Source organism: Paenibacillus radicis (ex Xue et al. 2023) (genome assembly GCF_024722015.1).
Lineage (GTDB): Bacteria > Bacillota > Bacilli > Paenibacillales > NBRC-103111 > Paenibacillus_S.
Genome location: NZ_JANQBD010000014.1, coordinates 214,713 through 232,196 on the forward strand (window position 1 = coordinate 214,713; position 17,484 = coordinate 232,196).

Genomic DNA, 17,484 nt, shown 5'->3' on the forward strand with positions numbered 1-17,484 from the left:
ACAAATGAGAGGCTGCGATGGAAAGATTCCATCGCAGCCTCTTTGTTGCTATCTAAGACAGAGCTAATGGAGGATTGCCCCACTAGCTCTCGAACGTCATTCTGAAGACGTTCAAGGAGTAATGATTTTCTGTGCTACCGCTGCGAGGTCCACAATGTCAATCACACCATCTTTATTGATATCCGCACTATTAAGCCAATTAGGGCTTCCCAAGGTTTCTCCATAATGACTCGCAACAATGGCCAAATCCCCGATATTAATGATGTTGTCTCCGTTCAAGTCTCCTTGTAATGCAATATGAACGGAAGCTACGAAGCTCTGCACGGAAGCATTCAAATGCTGGAGCTCCTGAGTCACCTGCTCTTGTGAAGCAGTCACGCTGCCTGCTGCAGCCCTAGCCTTATCAATAGCGGCCTGCAGAATCGCTTTTGCCCCCGCTGGGTACTGTCCCGGCTGGTTGCCCTCCACAGCTGAATTATATAGAGCCTGAGCATCTTGAATTAACGCATTCAGAGGTGCTTTATCGACCACATGAATTTGTACCGTATAAGTGGCTCCTTCTGCTTGGCTCACTATCCCGTCACCGCCAGAAACAGCAACCTTAGTTACAGTTACTGCACTTGTTGCGGATTGGGAAATGGAGCGGGCTTTAAAGCCCAGCTTCAGAATAGCTCCGCTGTTGTTTGGGTTAATTGCATAGTTAGAGCCTTCACTTGCTGCAATAATTCGGACCTGCCCTAAGGTTTCGGACTTACTGATGAAGATACCGTTAAGCAATGGAGTTACAGAGAGCCATTCCAATTGCACCGGATCATAGTTTATAGTCAGATCTTGAGCATAGATCTTTCCATTTACAGTCTGAATCCCATTGTTTAACCCATAGATCAAATCAAGGGGCTGCCCTGAATTCACGCTGGAGCTGCCAAGTAAAGTGGCTGACAGAGCGGGAGCAGCGTCTTGACCGCTGATTGTGATCATCATTTGTCCTTTGACGCCGGAGCTGTCTTTGGCTGCTGCCTCCACTTTAACGGTTCCATTCAATAATGCAGTCAACAACCCGTTTTGATCAATTGTTCCCAAATTAGTGGCTGATCCGTCGATGTTATATACCGACCAAGTAACCGATTTATTACTTGCATTAACAGGCAATACCGTGGCAGATAATTGTAGTGTTCCTCCTTTAGTATGGATTGCGGAACCGCCACTACTAGATAAGTTGATATAGGTGACAAGGCTTACGGAGGCGTTTGTTGGTGTATGAATTGAAGCGCTAGGGCCATACATGCTCCAGTTCCCAGCTCCGTCGGCTGCTTTGACTGTAAACGTATAGTTAGAGTCCGGATTTAATTGCGTCAAATTATATTGGGTCAATGGGCTGCTTAAGGAAGCGATCTCAGAATAGGTATTGCCTGTAACTGTGTAAATCTTATATCCGGTTACCCCTATATTATCAGCTGCAGCTGACCAATTAAGAGTAGCCCCCGAAGGGCTAACATTAGAAGCTGTCATACTACTGTTAACTGGCCATACTGGCGGTATTGTATCCACCGTGCCGCCATCCGTGACTCCAAGCTCCATTGAGAAATAGCTGTTAGCAGTAGCTGTTCCTGTACCGGTACCTATTCGGGTCCCGTAGCCGGTTATGCGAACCAGTCGTGCCTGCACGGGCGTCCCCAATAAGAACGTTTCAACATCAGACAGGGAAGACTCTGTTCCAGGTAAAACCTGGTGACTCATAATATGGCCGTTTCCAAGATTATCAAGCTGCCAAGCCGGATTCGATTGCTTCGTCCAGTTGATTCCATCCATTGATGTTTCAATATCAAAATAGTATTGTCTCCTGTTTTGCGTATCTTTATTGAAACCTATAGAAACACTGTTTATCATCTTTGGCATATCGCCAAGGTAGAAACGTACCCAAACTCCTCCATTTGACGAAGCCGACCAGCTGGTATCCTTATTGCTATCAATTAGATTGATTACACTGCTGCTTCCGTTGCTTGCTGTAATTGTTTCTGTTTTGGGGATGATGTCATAATTAACTGAATAAGAACCGTCAATATCAGTACCTTTATGAACCGTAATTATAAACGGACTTTTTGCAGCATCGTTTGGCATGGTTATCGTTACTGTAGAGCCATTCTCCCCTACAGCCGTAAGAACAGGCAAATTTTCATAATCTAGTGGAATGGGTACCGTATACGTTGTTGTTTCCGGGTTAAACCCGTTAATAAGCTGACCATCCAGATATATGCCTGTCAGCTTCGGAACATAGGTGTTCAGCGTACCAGACTCATCAATATAATTTGGAACGGTCGATGAGCTTATGTTAGCTACAGCCTGGAGACCAAGCCTATCCGTAAGCTGCTGAATATAGAGGCTTGCCGGATTAACGGCTGTCCCATTACTGTACTCATATGCCGGAAAATTGGGAACTTTTCCAGGGTCCACATTCTCCATGATAAAGGGTACTCTAACCGATGCGGCTGACTGTCCGAATAAATAGTTGGCATCGAGTGGCGGCTGACTTATGATATACGGACCATTGTTGTTCCACAACGTATAGTTGACGCCCGCCCAGCCATGGGCTGTACCATTATTCCATCTGTTCTGAATGTAAATCCGAGCATTCATACTGTCATAAAGTCCCCCTGAAGACCATCTAAGATGCGGCTCACTTGCATCCATTGAATAAGTGGCTGTGGAGTTGTAAAACACATTAGGTCCCGATATACCACCCATAACGATATATCCGTGACGAGGATATCTGGCAAAGGCCCTTTGTGTCAAAACCAGCTGCCCTCCCGATATGGAGAAACCATAACGGCGTTCACCCGCCGTAGTTTTGCTTACAGGCTCCAATACATTGGCATCCTGAATAGTTAGCCATTTCACGCCATTGGTAGCAGTTACTGCCACATCAATATGATAGGTGGTATAGTTTCTTACCCAAACATTTTGGGCGTCCGAGAATCGCACACCAACCTGTGCATGGAGTTCATCCTCATATTGCTTATATGTCATTCCGAATGATGTGCTTACACTTGTAACTGCTTTATCAAACCTTGATATCAGTTGAATATTCTCTATTCCAACGTTTTCTATTCTGCCTAAAGTGCTGAATTTAGTAACGGTGGACACTCCATATTTCATATCCAGAGAATCATCCAATGGTTCCTTTAATGTAATTGTATTTGTAGCTTGATCTACTGCCTTAATAGTTCTTTCCTTTACCAGACTATCCCAATAGCTCATGTCACTTGACCACTGATTTTCAGAAATAACTCCTGGCATTTCGGTTATTACATCCATATAAAGATCTTGAACCCATGCAAGATTAGTTGCTTTTTTCACATTCACGGTATCTCCCGCATTAAGACCATTGACACTTTCAAGCCGGAAGGTATGTGCTCCTGCCGGAACATATTGGTCAACCACATGAATCGCAGCTTCACTTACGGATTCTCTGCCCCCTGCAACATTGATAATTGCCGTGCTTTTATCATAGGCTAACGACTTCCAGGTTGCGACAATCTTCGTGACACCCGATTCAGGATTTTCGGACTGAGCATAATCATACCAATTGTCCGGGGTAATAGCGGGGGCATTCTTGTCAATCATGCCATTGCCTTCTCCCTTGATTACGATACCGCTCGCGCTAATTTTGAGCGTATTGCTCGTTCTATAAGTTCCCGCTTTTAAAAGAATAGCTCCCCTAAAGCCGTTCGCATCCGGGGCAATACGACTAAGGGCATCGATAGCATTCTGTATGCGGGTATAATCATCTCCATTACCTGGAATCGGCTCAAGAATAATTTTTACTGGAACATTCGGTATCGCAACTCCCCCACCCTTATAACCTACGTCAGAATAATCTATAACCCGATTTCCCTTATAGTCAGGGAAGTAAACCAGCTTACCGTCACTGCCTTTATCCACAGCCGGATAGGGTGTGCTGTCATTATAGGCAGATGAACCTGTAACTGCGGTAAAATAATAGCTGTCGTAGTATTGTTTCCCGTTATCACTCAAATTGAAATTCATAACATACGTGCCTTTAAGACTTGCTGTTGCAGATGGCGTTATTTCTAACAGCGCATCTTTGCCAAGGTTCTGTTGGGGGAATGTATATATCGGGTTGCCGCCAGGGTCCTTTAGCACACCGCCAATTACAATATCTTTTTTGGCTTTAACAGTGAATTTAGGGACATTTCCATTTAGTTCAACCAAGGCTGGACGGCCTATAGTCTGACTCATGCCCGAGTATACCGGAAGAATATCTGCAATGTTCTCGGTCGGATAAACTACTGGCGGCTTCGGATCAATCTCCTGTTTGCCATTGGCCATAAAGTTATAAATCCGTATAAAGCTCGCTCCCTGTATCATCTCTCCTGTCAGCATGACGTATCTGGCATTAATCATGTTATCGAGTGTATAAGTCATGGTCTTATTACCGTTACCATCAACTAAATCTGCAGTATTCTGGGTTACCGCAGTAGTCCAACCAACCGGTTTGTTATAATTAGCAAGGCCGCCAGAGCCCTCTATTGTGGTGGTTGACAGCGCACTCCACTTATCGGTGTCATTGGTATACTCGATGCGATACTGTGATACTCTCTGCTTTAACTGGGTAAAATTAGTTTGAAAATTAACAACAAACTGAAAAATATCTTTTTGCTCTTTCAAGTCAACCGCAATCCAAAATTGGTTTTTCCCCTGAGAAACGGAAGCCGATGTTGATTGTGACTGATCAACATCCCAATAATCGGATATTCCAGCTTTAAATACATTTTCCGGCTTGGAGCCTGCCCGTATTGAGCTTGTCTTAATGCTGCCTACTGTTGAATTCAATGCGTAGTCTATCGGGATAAAATCAGCATAAACAGGCACTGAACTTAGAGCCATTACAATAGCAATAATGAATCCTGTCAGAATGCGAAAGCCGGCACGTTTTTTAACTCTGCTCATAAAGAAGCCTCACTCCTAATAATGAATTTCAAAAACTACACCTTAAATTTGGTAATTAACATTTGCAATTGTTCCGCCATCCGAGCAAGATAACTAGCCGACGATGAGAGTTCTTCCATCGAAGCCTGCTGTTCCTGGGATGCGCTTGAAACAGTCTGTGTACCTGCCGCAGTTTCTTCAGATAATCGCTTAACTATTTGTATAGAATTTACTGCCTCATCCGCACTGGCAGCCATCTCTTCAATAGCTGCAGAGACTTCTTGAATTTGCCCGGATACTTGATATACGGATAATTGAATCTTGCCAAATGCTTTACCCGCTTGATCTATGACCATGGTTCCCTCGTTTACTTCTTTAAGGCTTACATCCATAGAACTCATTGCATGGCTAGTATCCGTTAGAATCGTATGAACCAGCTCAGTAATTTGTTTCGCTGAACCATCCGATTGCTCGGCGAGTTTTTTCACCTCCTCTGCAACAGCTGCGAACCCTTTCCCTTGCTCACCAGCACGTGCAGCTTCGATTGCTGCATTAAGTGCCAACAAATGCGTTTGTGAGGATATACCCGTGATGACTGAAGCGATTTGATCAATTTCATGTGAGCGTTCACCAAGATTTTTTATTATATTGGCTAACCTCTGTATGGAAAGTTCTATGGAATTCATTTGTCGTATGGCTGTTTGTATCGTTTCGTTACCTATGGATGCAATATCGGAGGATTGATTGGAGGCCGTGGAAACATCCTGAATGTTCGAAGCCATTTCATGAACACTCCTGGACATATCATTAATGGTTGCAAGGCTGTCATGCAAGCAAGCTGCTTGCTTCTCAGATCCGGAAGCTATGGTCTGCATAATCTGCGCTATATGCTCGGTCGCCAAGTTGCTTTGTTCGGAACTGACAGTTAATTGCTCTGAAGAAGCAGCAACCTGATCCGCAGTGGAACCAACATGCTGTATCATCATTCGAAGATTATTGATCATTTGATTAAAATACAGCGCCAAATCTCCAATCTCATCCTTTGTAGTTACAAGAATGTGCTTCGTTAAATCCCCTTCACCTTCCGCGATCTGCCTCAGCTGTTGATTTACTTGAAGCACTGGCTTGACTATCCTCTTGGATAAGATCAGCGCAAGACTTATTGCTATTAGAAATGTAACGACAATAACGGAAATATTAAATCGATTAGCAAAGGAATTAAAAGAGGTAATTTCTTTTTCCTGCTCTGCTATTACCTTCGATAACTTATCCGTATAGGAATTTAAAGAATTCAGTACCGGCTCTAAAGGAACCGCTATATATTGAGCTTGGGCATTTTGTGTTGTTTGAGATGGATATTTTGTAAAAACCGCATCAATTTGCTTCAAATATTTATTCCATTCCATATCGAAGGTAGTGATAGCTGACAGCTCTCCGCTGTCATGATAATGGCTTTTGATAATAATCGTTAATTGATCGGATACTTCTTGGACGTCTTTTTCATATAAGGACAAATATTTCTTCTTTCCTTCATCAGTCGAGCTCATCAGATACCAAGCACCGTCTGCATTCGTGCTGCGGACCAGATAGCTCAGCTTCTGCAGAACGGATTGCTCATTCTCGTTATAAAGGATTCCATTCGATAATGAATTTACTTTAGTCTGAATTAACATATTACAGCCAATCGCAATTAAAAATAACAAAGAAACAGCCAAAAATCCTAAAAGAAGCTTGCTGCGTATAGTAAACCTCATTCCAAATATCCCGCCTTCGTTAATGCTGCTTCTTTTCATGTGAGTAGGTAAACGTTTACATAATGGTATACAGTAAGCGTTTACAAATCTTTTTCTCCTTTCTTCCTAGAAATAACTATTCCCTCAATATCGGAATTATACCATGTACGCTTTTGAATACAAGACTCAATTGTAAATTTATTCCTCTAAAATTCATTGAGGTTGTGGGGCGCCGTGGTTGAAAATGAATGAAACGGGACCCACAGTAAGTACCAAGGGTCCCCCACCTGCTTAATCTTTAACAACGGGAATCGGATTAACTTTTATTCTTAAAGGATGATAGGCTTTGCTTTTGTATGCATTAGCAGCTTCTGCAAGTCCTTGGTCCCCTCCTTGCTGCTTCCACTGAATAATCACTTTAGGCCAATCGCTGACCGGTTTTTCCCCAACCACTATTTTACTCATCGCTTCCAGTATCATAGGCGGAATTCCAGTATTCAAGTTGAGTGTCGGCTTGGCATCCAATGCGGTTAAAGGAGGATTCCAACGTATGTTTTCCCGTCCTTCCTTCGCTACGATATCTTTGAAATCTTTAATTAGCTGCTGTCCCAATGGAGATGCCTCCAGCAATAACTTGTTGTACGTATTGTCTTGAATCATCCACATCCAGCCACGGAAGCTTTCTGCTCTAATCTGCTCATCGGTTTTGGGATCGTATTTAATTACACCATTCTCAACGGTATGGTCTTTGCCTTCAAGCCCGTAGGTGAAAAATTTGGTCGCTTCATCCGTCAGCATCCAGTTCAAAAATTTAACAATGACTTCGGGATTTTTGGTTTCTTTTGTTATCATAAAAGCACGGGTTACTTCATCTATCAAGCTGTAACCGCCTGATCCGTCAGGTCCTATTGGCGAAGGAATAAGTGCCAGCTTGGCCTCAGGGACATTTTTCGACAAACCGGTTTGTAAAGGAATGAAGTTGTTCGCATTGGCTTGGAACATTCCCGCTTTGCCTGTATTGATTACATTCTGGTATTGAACTTTAGTTTGCGTAAGGAATTCCTTGGACATTAAGCCTTCTTCATACATGGTCCTATAGGTTTGAAGTGCTTGCTGCATATTGACGGCATTGAAAAATTTGGGAACCGGATTGCCCGCAGTATCTACTGTCCACTGGTTAGGCAGAACATCAAAGGCACCAAAGAATGTATCCATCTGTTCAAAATTTTGCCGTCCGACATACGGTTGCGCTACTCCCAGCTTTTTAAACGCACGCAATACATTGACCATTTCATCTACCGTCTTGGGAACCGGCAATCCGGTTTTTTCCAATAAATCCATCCGAATGTACGTCGAAGAACGTTCTGCAACCGTAATAAACTGCGGTATCCCGTATATCTTCCCATCGTAAGTTTCCTTATCCCAGGCGTCCTTAGGAATAAACTTCTTCAATTCGGGGCCGTATTTATCAATGAGGTCATTCAATGTCATAAACATTCCGGCTTGCAAGGCCTGTTGAAGGGCTATACCGTTAGATGATCCAAAGCCTCCCCCTGTAGCAATAACATTCGGTATGTCCCCTGAGGCAAACATAACATCCATAGACTTTGAGAAAGGATCCGCCAGCACCTTGAACTTTATTTTGGTATTGGTTAATTGTTCCAGCTTTTTTACATAGGGGTCATTATCAATATCAGGGTTTTTCGACAAGTAAGTCGCATTGTAAGGCATTGAAATGCTAAAATTCGTGCTTACAGGAGCTTTCGACACCGTCGTTGCACCCGTATCATTACCAGGACTGCAACCCGCTATCGCCACCACGCCCATTAAGGAAACTGTACTGATTGCTACCGTCTTCTTCATTTTCTTTTTCAAAGCTTAATCCCTCCCTTTTTAGGTTCAAAGCCAATCAAAATCATACGGAAACTTTATTCTTTAATCGATCCAAGCAGCATTCCTTTCATAAAGAAACGTTGCAGAAACGGGTAAAGTGCAAGAATAGGTACTGTCGCGACTAGTATAGTCGCCATTTGCACTCCAAAAGGTGAATTCTGCAATATCGATTCAAAGAGATCGCCTGAGCTCGTGCTCAAATTATCGTGAGTAACCATGTCATGCAATATAATTTGCAACGGCATCAGCGTCCGGCTTTGTATATAGTAAAGTGCGGATTGATAGCTGTTCCAGAAACCAACTCCATAAAACAAGGCCATTGTCGCCATAATCGGTGCAGATAAAGGAAGGATGATTCGGAGTAATATACCAGCCTCTCCACATCCATCGATACGTGAGCAGTCGATCAGCGCATTAGGGATTCCCATAAAAAAGGTACGCATTACGATTAAGTTGAACGGGCTGATCATCGCAGGAATCATTAATGCCCATAGCGTGTTAACCATATGCAAATTTTTAATCACCAAGTAAGTTGGAATCAAAGGTGCCGAGAAAATCATCGTTAGCATCACCATCATCAGCACGGCCTTGCGGTACTTGTATTCCTGGCGTGAGAGTGAATAAGCAAGTGTAGAAGTCATGATTAAGCTTAGCAAAGTTCCGACAACGGTAATGTAAATGGTAATCCCATAGGCATTCCAAATTTGCTTATCCTGGAACACAAACTGATAGTTAATAAGAGTTGGATGGACCGGCCATAGGCCTACATCCCCGTTTACTACGGAGGAGGGTGAACTGAAAGAGACGGCAATGAGGTTAATAAAGGGTAAAAAGATCGTTAAAGCAAGCAACGTAAGACCAACAAGATTGAGGATTTGAAACAAATCTCTGCTTGGATTTGACTTCCTCATAGGAAAGTCCCCCCTTTAAAACAAGCTGTTTTCAGTTAATTTTTTACTGATATAGTTGGTTGTCATGATTAAGATAAATCCGATTACCGATTTGAATAAACCTATCGCCGTTGTAAGGCTATATTGTGAGCCCAACAAGCCTATTCGGAAAATAAAGGTATCCAGAATGTCACCGTTGTTCATGTTTAGCGGATTAAGAAAGGGATATACTCGTTCGAACCCAATATCCAAAAATTTGCCAAGATGCAGCAGCAATAAGATCGTAAAGGTCGGCATTAAAGAAGGTATCGTGATAGCCCACAGCTGCTTCCATCTGTTAGCGCCATCAATGGATGCCGCTTCGTACAGCTCGGTGTTCACCCCTGCCAGTGCAGCCAAGTAGACAATGGTTCCCCAGCCAATACCTTGCCAAATACTGGAGCCTACGAGAATTGACCGAATATAGGATTCCGATCCTAGAAAATAAATCGGTTCAAACCCTAACGACTGGATAACATGATTGATGATACCTGTGGATGGAGACATTACTCCCATAAAAATTCCGCCGATAATAACCCAGGATAAAAAATGGGGCACATAAATTACCGTCTGGATGACTCTTTTATAAAACACAAATCTCATTTCATTCAGCATCAATGCCACTATCATCGACAAAGGGAAAAATAGCAGCTCATAGCCGCCCAAAATCAATGTATTAACAAGTGAGTGCAAGGCATCGGGAGCGCTAAAAAACTGACGAAAGTATTTCAGACCGACCCACTGGCTTTTCCAAATTCCTGCGAAAATGTTATAGTCCTTAAACGCAATTACGGAACCAAAAAGCGGGATATATTTGATGATGATAAAGTATAGAATCCCCGGCAGCGATAATAAATAAAGCATTTTATACTTGCGAATATTAAATAACAGACTATCTTTATTTACTTTAGATTTTTGAATTTTTCGCATGCTTGTAACTGCAGCTGACCCTTGAGTCTGATTCAATAGTCCCCCCACCTTATGATCTTAGTCGAGAAAAATTTGTAAGAAATGATGAAATGATAACGCATTCAAAACCGCAGCAAAGGGAATTTTTTTCCGGATGAACCTTCGTTGAATATTTTAAATTCATCTCCTCCTTGAGTTAGGCTGGTGTTTATTGTATAATTGCATTAACGTTAATACAGCTTATGAATTTGATATTAACTTCAATATCCGTTAGTGTCAATTCCTTAATTTTGAAAATTTTTCTTTCTTAGAAGAAGCGTTTTATTTTTCAACAGCTCTAATGCTTCTGAATGCTGGAATGCCGCTCATGGATGCAGCGAATAAATACGGGGGAGGAAATATGAAGTCATGTAAACGTTTACTTCATTGTATTAGTTACATTTATTGAAAATAAGGAGGTACGGAAATCATGGATGTTCTAAGAACAAATACAGCTGAAGCTGCAATAACCATCGCTACTTGTGCAGAAGGCGGAGGACTGAAGGATGCCATCGATGCGGCGGGTGCCGGGTACTTAACTATCCAAAGCCTCACCGTAACTGCCGGAACATTGAATTTAGTTGACTGCCAATTTATCAACCACAACCTCATGAATCTTATCACTCTCGAAGTTGCAGGCACGGCTGATTTTGAGCATTCCACTGTACCAGCTAGCGCTTTTAAAGCTAATAAAGTATTGGAAAACATAAAGCTATTACATACAGCGACGATTAATGAAAGCGCTTTTGAGGAATGCTCCAATCTGTTGACAGCAGATCTGCCGGCTGTAACCTTGTTGAATGGCCGAGTATTTTATAACTGCTATGCATTAAAGCAAGCGAGCCTGCCTCAGTTAACCTCCATGGAAAACAGAACATTTTACCGATGCACCTCCCTCATCTCTCTTTTACTTGGGGAAGAACCGCCCGCTCTTATTGGTTCCTATTGGTTTAAGGAAATTATTTCATTGAAGGTTTTTGTCCCGTCGCAAGAGTCTATTTTGAAATATAAGGATGTTTATGAATTCTCAGATTTCAAGGTGAAATTAGTAGGTGATGTCAGCGTTGACAATGAAGATGAGAGCAGCAGCAGGTCCTATTATGATTACAAATACGATGCTGATTTAATTTACGATTACACGGGTCCCTATTACACAGGTGAAATTAAGGTAGGCCTTAATCTGTACAGCTTTAACGCGAACCTGAATGCATGGCTTACAAACGGCGGCAGCGCTGCACCTCCGATGGATACTTTGCAAGCTATTCGATTCGCCAAAGAAGCCGGTTTTGACGCTGTCGACGTCACAGCCTACTATATTCCCGGGTACAGCAACCAGACGATGCCAACCAAGCCCCATGAAGAAATCATACAATACGCACGGAAAATAAAGGAATTCTGCAAAGAACTCGATATTGAAATTAGCGGTACCGGTGTGGGAAATAATTTTGCTGATCCGAGGGATGAGAAGCGTACTCTCGACCTTGAGCGGGTTAAGTATTGGATCGATATTGCTGCTGAGATGGGCGCTCCAGTTATCCGATTGTTCTCAGGAAATGTCCCCAGAGATATTATGGATTCCGATTGGGAAACCATTGCAAGGGATAGAATTGCTCCAGCCTTGAGGGAATGTACAGAGTATGCTGCGGCAAGAGGCGTTAAGGTAGGGCTGCAAAACCACGGAGACATGACAGCTACAGCTGGTCAGATCATCCAAATTATAAAATGGGTCAATCATCCTAATATTGGTATTATCAACGATACCGGTTACTTTAGAAAGTTCCGCAGCCATAACGGTTTAGGCTATGATTGGTATTCCGATATTAGGGCGGTTCTCCCCTATACAAATAATTTCCAACTGAAGACGAAGCCTGCCGGCCAGGAAACGGACAGCTTTGTTGATCTAACCAGGCTTTTCACCGATATTCGAAATAGCAGTTACCATGGCTATGTTCCCATTGAATTGCTATGGCGGCCGGGTGACCCGGGTCATCCTAATGATCTTGCTGAGCCCCCTTATGAGGAAATTAAACAGTTCCTTGCACAGGTTAAAGCGGCCATCCACGATACCCAAATAGCAAAACCGTTATAATAGCCACGAGCTCCGGGCATTCTACGGTGTCCGGAAACTATCTCAAGCTTATCAGCACAGACAGCAAGGGTAATAGGAATGAGTTTGAGTAAACGTTTACCTATACAGTTCATCAACATTTTCTAATGATCTATCCATTTATAGCTATTTCTAGGAGGATACAATGAATACTTTGAAAAAAGCTTTGAGTTCGATCCTTGTTGCACTGATGTTAACAGCGCTCCTGCCTGTCGCCGCCTTTGCAGCGAATTCAGTGGCGGCCCAAGCAACTGGCAGCGCAGCAATAACCGTCACCACGTCAACCTATGGACAATTGCAAAGTGTAGTTAACGCTACCAATGTCCCCTACTTGGATGTTAATAGCCTCACCGTTACAGCCGGATTGTTGAACTCAACGGACATTAAATTTATCAATGAGAAGCTAACCAACCTTGCGATCCTTCAAGTTATAGGAACAGCAGACTTTGTGGATTCCACATTGCCAAGCAAAGCATTTGAGGGAAATAAATCTTTGCAGACTGTTAAACTTCTAAATACCAAAACCCTTCAATCAAGGGTGTTTTATCAGGCTATTGCTGCAGAAGGAGGTAATCTAAAAACAGTAGAATTGCCTAAAGTAACCAGCATCGCCGACAGAGCCTTCTATAGAAGCCCCATTAAAGCTTTAATCATGGGGGAAGTACCTCCCACAATGATAGGCAGTAAAGGCGGCGATGAAGGTTACTGGTTTAAAGAAGCAACAGGAGATGTAAAGATATACGTCCCAACTCCAGAGGCTATTGAGAAATACGAGAATGTTTTCGCATTTGAAGGCTTTGTTATAAAGGTCATCGGTGATAACAGCGACGATGGGCAATCCGGGCCTATTGACACCTACGGTTATACCGGATATGGGAATGGCAAGGTTGTTCCCCGCAAAAATGCCTATTACACAGGTGATTACAAGCTTAGCCTTAACTTTTACAGCTTCAACTCGAATTTAAATGCATGGAAGTCTAAATGGAATGTTGTACCTCAAACCGATCCATTGGCGCTGAATCCCCTTGATGCTATTCAATGGGCGAAAAATGCCGGATTTGATGCTGTCGATGTGACAGAATATTATATACCCGGATACGATGATAAGCTGACGGAAGAATCGGCTAAACCGGCAATAATGGACTGGGCTAGAAAAATCAAGGCAAAGGCCAAAGAAGTTGGAATTGCCATTAGCGGAACAGGCGCGCAAAATAATTTCGTTCAACCTAGCGATGAGAAGCGTGCGATCGACATGGAACGTTATAAATTTTGGATTGATGTAGCTGCTGAAATGGGAGCTCCAGTTATTCGAGTGTTCGCAGGCGCTACGCCATCAGATGCGAAACAATTGGGATGGGAGAAAATAGCCAAGGAGAGACTTGTTCCTCACCTTAAGGAGCTAGCAGCCTATGGTTCAGCAAAAGGTGTTCAAATCGGATTGCAGAATCATGGTGATTTTACATCTACGGCCGATCAAATTATCCAAATTATCAAATGGGTTGATCATCCTAACATTGGAATTATTGATGATACGGGTTACTTCAGACCTTTTCGCGGCTCGGCCCTAGACTATAATTGGTATGCTGATATCAATGCGGTTCTTCCATATTCCAACAATTTTCAAGTAAAGAAAAAACCGGCAGGTGCGGAAACCAAAGAGCTCATGGATTTGAACAGACTTTTTACGGGGGTCAGATCCAGCGATTATCGCGGATTTATTCCAGCAGAGCTGCTTTGGAACCCAGGTGATGCGGGCCATCCTTCGACTCTTACCACACCGCCTTACGAAGAGGTAAGTGGATTCTTTGCTAAAATGAAAGAAGCTATGGAAAAATCTAAAACTTCAGGGAAAATTGGTATGTCTACCTTATCAGCAAAAGACTTAAACCAATCGGTCGGATTGTCATGGACTCCATCTCCGCAAGCTACTCAAGGTTATTTTGTAAAAAGAAAAATGAACGATAATACGTATAAATTAGTAGGCACTGTAGGTGCTGCAACCTATTCGTTTACGGAAACCGACTTAACTAATTACCAAACGTATACTTATGTGGTTACTGGTTTTGACTCCGAAAGAGAATATGCGGAATCCAATGAAGTCAGCGCCAGACCTTATAAACAGGATTCTCATTCCACTCCTTCAGGAGGAACCTCCGGTGGCGGAAGTGGTGGTGGTCCTGTCAGTACAGGAACTGATCCTGCCTCTGGAAGCAATTCGAACGTTAACAAGGATGGCGTGAAGCTCGATGCTGCTACAGTAAAAGAGAAAGCCGGCGATAAAACAGTAAATAAAGTTACCATTAATTCCGAAAGCTTAAACAAAGCAATCGATGCCATTAAAAACAATCAGTCCGGCCAACAAAAAATTACTATACAGGTAGAAGGCAAGGAACCTGTTGCCCTTGTTCAGCTAACAGCCGACGCCTGGCTAAATGCACAAAATTCTGCTGCTGGGATAGTACTCTCTATTAAGTCAGACACATCCACCTACGATCTCCCCATTAAAGCGCTTAGTGCAGATATAATTACAAAGTTACTTAACGGCGACGCCAAAAATAATGTGATCAACATTCAAATTGAAAAAATCGGCGGTCCATTGGCTGATGAAATCTCAAAGAAGGCAACTCAGAGCGGTTTGAACCTGCTTGGAGATATGGTTGATTATAAAATTACCGCTAATATCGTTGAAGTAGCTGATTTCAACGGGGTTTATGTTTCAAGAAGCTTAGCCTTACCGAATTCGGTGGACGACAAAACAACTACAGTGCTGCTTTATAATCCTGGTACGGGTAAGTTTTCGTTCGTTCCAGCTATATTCAACAACTCCGGATCGCAAGTTACATTCAAACGTTCAGGCAACAGCATTTATACAATCGCTCAAAATCGTAAAACATTTAGCGATATAAGCACTCATTGGGCTAAAAACGATATTGAGCTGTTAGCCTCCAAGCTTGTAGTGGAGGGCTCCACAGACCAATTATTTACACCGGATAAGAGCATTACCCGAGCAGAATTTGCCGCTTTATTAGTTCGTTCGCTTGGATTGAACCCGGTAAAAGATGGAATATTCAAAGATGTGAATTCCAACATTTGGTATTCCGAGACGGTTAACGCTGCTGCCAAGGCAGGACTCGTTAATGGCTTCGAAGGCGACAACTTCAAACCAAACGACACGATCACACGTGAGCAAATGGCTGTGATGGTTTCCAGAGCTATTGACTTCACAGGCAACAAGGCCAAGGGAAGCCTGAATTCAACAAGCTCGTTCACGGATAGCGGCACGATCAGCAGCTGGGCTCAAGCTGCAGTAGCAGCTGCCGTTAATGCTAAAATCATTAATGGCGTCAGCGATACAACATTCGTGCCTTCCGCTAACGCTACACGAGCTGAAGCTACCGTTATGCTGAAACGTTTGCTGCAATTTCTTCAATTTATTAATTAATTATTGCCATTCAAAAAGACTAGACTTAACAGCGATAACCACTGCTAGGTCTAGTCTTTTGTTATCCGATCAATTTAATCAAGCTGCTGAATTCAAGCTCTTCAAATTTTTGAAGTGCTGAGCTGCGATTTATTTTCCAACAGCAATTTTCCAAAGCACATTCAACAGGTACATCCACTTTAATTGTCGCCAAGTCTTTGGACAAGAAAAGCATATCCTTATTACTCTCTATTTTTAATTTGGTGCTAGCGGGGAGCTTTTCAATGTTTTCTAACACGCCCAGCACAGATCCGTACTCTTTAATAAGCTTATGTGCAGTTTTCTCGCCAATTCCCCGAACTCCCGGATAATTATCCGCAGTATCCCCCATAAAGGCTTTCAAATCAACGATTTGAGATGGATACAATTCCTTCTCATCCCATAGTGATACAGGTGTGTAAACCTGATAATTGGATTTACCCTTTTTCATTATAATAACCGAAATCTTCTCAGTTACGAGCTGGAGCATATCATGATCCCCTGTTAATATAAGAACATCCGTCTCTGTGCTAATTTGGTTAGCGATGGTACCTATACAATCGTCTGCTTCAAAGCCTGGCACTCCAAAATTTGGTATACCAAGTGAATCGACAACATCCTTTACCAGACCAAATTGCGGTATTAATTCTTCCGGAGCTTCCGCTCTATTGGCTTTATAGGAGGAGTACATTTCATTTCGAAAAGTTGCGCTCCCCAAATCCCAACAGCAGAGCAAATGAGTAGGTTGAAACTCCTTGATAGCATCGAATAAATAATGGATGAACCCAAATATTGCGTTAGTAGGGGTCCCGTCGCTCGTCTTCCGAATGTACCCACCATAAGATTGTGCGTAATAAGCTCTAAACAATAATGCCATTCCATCTACAATTAAAGTTCGATTGCTGCTTTCCCTGTTGTTTTCCATATGTACACTCCAAATATAATTTATATAACATTACTAAACATACCAGACCTTTCCTGTATTGAAAATAGGTATAGACTAAAATTCCTCTATCAATACTTTCCAGCGAGCTCATATTTAATTGACCAATGGATAAAAATGACTTACAGCTTCCTTGTTGCTCAATTTACGTTGGTGCTTCTGGAAATGACTCTGAGCAATTTCAGTGCTGCTACCACGGATGTGAGGAGCGTTAGCGGAAGTGCTGCCACTGACAGTGAAGAGCATCAGCCCAAGTACTACCTATCACTGAAGTGAAGAGCATTAGCGGAAGTGCTGCTTCCTCTATCAGCTGGAATGATCAAAAATTAGAGAGATACGGGAACAGTTCGTTCCGCTATCCCTCTGATTTGGTGTCTAATGCTCCTATTTGCCCAGCATAGTCGAGTAGGCGGGGCCTCTCCTTCTCTTGGATTGCGCCCCTTACCCCTCACAGATCCGTACGTGCGCTATTAACGCATACGGCTCTTCACTTCACCATTACAGGTCGACTGACGAACAGGTTC

At 42.8% G+C, this 17,484-nt stretch carries 8 protein-coding genes; 2 read left to right on the forward strand and 6 right to left on the reverse strand.

What is annotated here, in order from left to right; all coding sequences use genetic code 11:
• Nucleotides 1-111 precede the first annotated feature (111 nt).
• The 5 genes from NV381_RS19785 to NV381_RS19805 form a co-directional block, all read right to left on the reverse strand.
• On the reverse strand, nt 112-4,968 hold the full coding sequence (locus tag NV381_RS19785; RefSeq protein ID WP_258215003.1) for a discoidin domain-containing protein: 4,857 nt from the start codon (nt 4,966-4,968) through the stop codon (nt 112-114).
• A 35-nt stretch (nt 4,969-5,003) separates the two neighbouring features.
• Entirely contained in the window at nt 5,004-6,701 is a 1,698-nt protein-coding gene (locus NV381_RS19790) for a methyl-accepting chemotaxis protein (RefSeq protein ID WP_258215004.1), read from the reverse strand.
• 270 nt (nt 6,702-6,971) lie between these two features.
• Nucleotides 6,972-8,555, reverse strand: coding sequence for an extracellular solute-binding protein (locus NV381_RS19795; RefSeq protein ID WP_258215005.1), 1,584 nt, complete (start codon nt 8,553-8,555; stop codon nt 6,972-6,974).
• 53 nt (nt 8,556-8,608) lie between these two features.
• Nucleotides 8,609-9,484 (reverse strand): carbohydrate ABC transporter permease, encoded by an 876-nt coding sequence (locus NV381_RS19800; RefSeq protein WP_258215006.1) that lies wholly within the window; start codon nt 9,482-9,484, stop codon nt 8,609-8,611.
• Between the two features lie 15 nt (nt 9,485-9,499).
• The gene (locus NV381_RS19805) at nt 9,500-10,432 is read right to left on the reverse strand and encodes an ABC transporter permease (protein ID WP_258215015.1); all 933 of its coding nucleotides are present in this window, start codon (nt 10,430-10,432) and stop codon (nt 9,500-9,502) included.
• A gap of 448 nt (nt 10,433-10,880) precedes the next feature.
• Here NV381_RS19805 and NV381_RS19810 point away from each other — a divergent pair, with 448 nt between their 5' ends.
• Entirely contained in the window at nt 10,881-12,539 is a 1,659-nt protein-coding gene (locus tag NV381_RS19810; protein ID WP_258215007.1) for a TIM barrel protein, read from the forward strand.
• A 163-nt stretch (nt 12,540-12,702) separates the two neighbouring features.
• Nucleotides 12,703-15,999 carry an S-layer homology domain-containing protein gene (locus NV381_RS19815; protein WP_258215008.1) on the forward strand — a complete coding sequence of 1,099 codons (3,297 nt, stop codon included), beginning with the start codon at nt 12,703-12,705 and terminating at the stop codon, nt 15,997-15,999.
• 61 nt (nt 16,000-16,060) lie between these two features.
• Here NV381_RS19815 and NV381_RS19820 read toward each other — a convergent pair whose 3' ends face one another.
• Nucleotides 16,061-16,942: a 5'-3' exonuclease gene (locus NV381_RS19820; RefSeq protein WP_258215009.1), complete on the reverse strand. Its 882-nt coding sequence runs from the start codon at nt 16,940-16,942 to the stop codon at nt 16,061-16,063.
• Nucleotides 16,943-17,484: the final 542 nt, after the last annotated feature.

Bases quoted from the DNA above. Each gene is read 5' to 3' on its own strand.
- NV381_RS19785 (WP_258215003.1), bottom strand. From the start codon at position 4,968: ATGAGCAGAGTTAAAAAACGTGCCGGCTTTCGCATTCTGACAGGATTC.
- NV381_RS19790 (WP_258215004.1), bottom strand. From the start codon at position 6,701: ATGAGGTTTACTATACGCAGCAAGCTTCTTTTAGGATTTTTGGCTGTT.
- NV381_RS19800 (WP_258215006.1), bottom strand. From the start codon at position 9,484: ATGAGGAAGTCAAATCCAAGCAGAGATTTGTTTCAAATCCTCAATCTT.
- NV381_RS19805 (WP_258215015.1), bottom strand. From the start codon at position 10,432: ATGCGAAAAATTCAAAAATCTAAAGTAAATAAAGATAGTCTGTTATTT.
- NV381_RS19810 (WP_258215007.1), top strand. From the start codon at position 10,881: ATGGATGTTCTAAGAACAAATACAGCTGAAGCTGCAATAACCATCGCT.
- NV381_RS19815 (WP_258215008.1), top strand. From the start codon at position 12,703: ATGAATACTTTGAAAAAAGCTTTGAGTTCGATCCTTGTTGCACTGATG.
- NV381_RS19820 (WP_258215009.1), bottom strand. From the start codon at position 16,942: ATGGAAAACAACAGGGAAAGCAGCAATCGAACTTTAATTGTAGATGGA.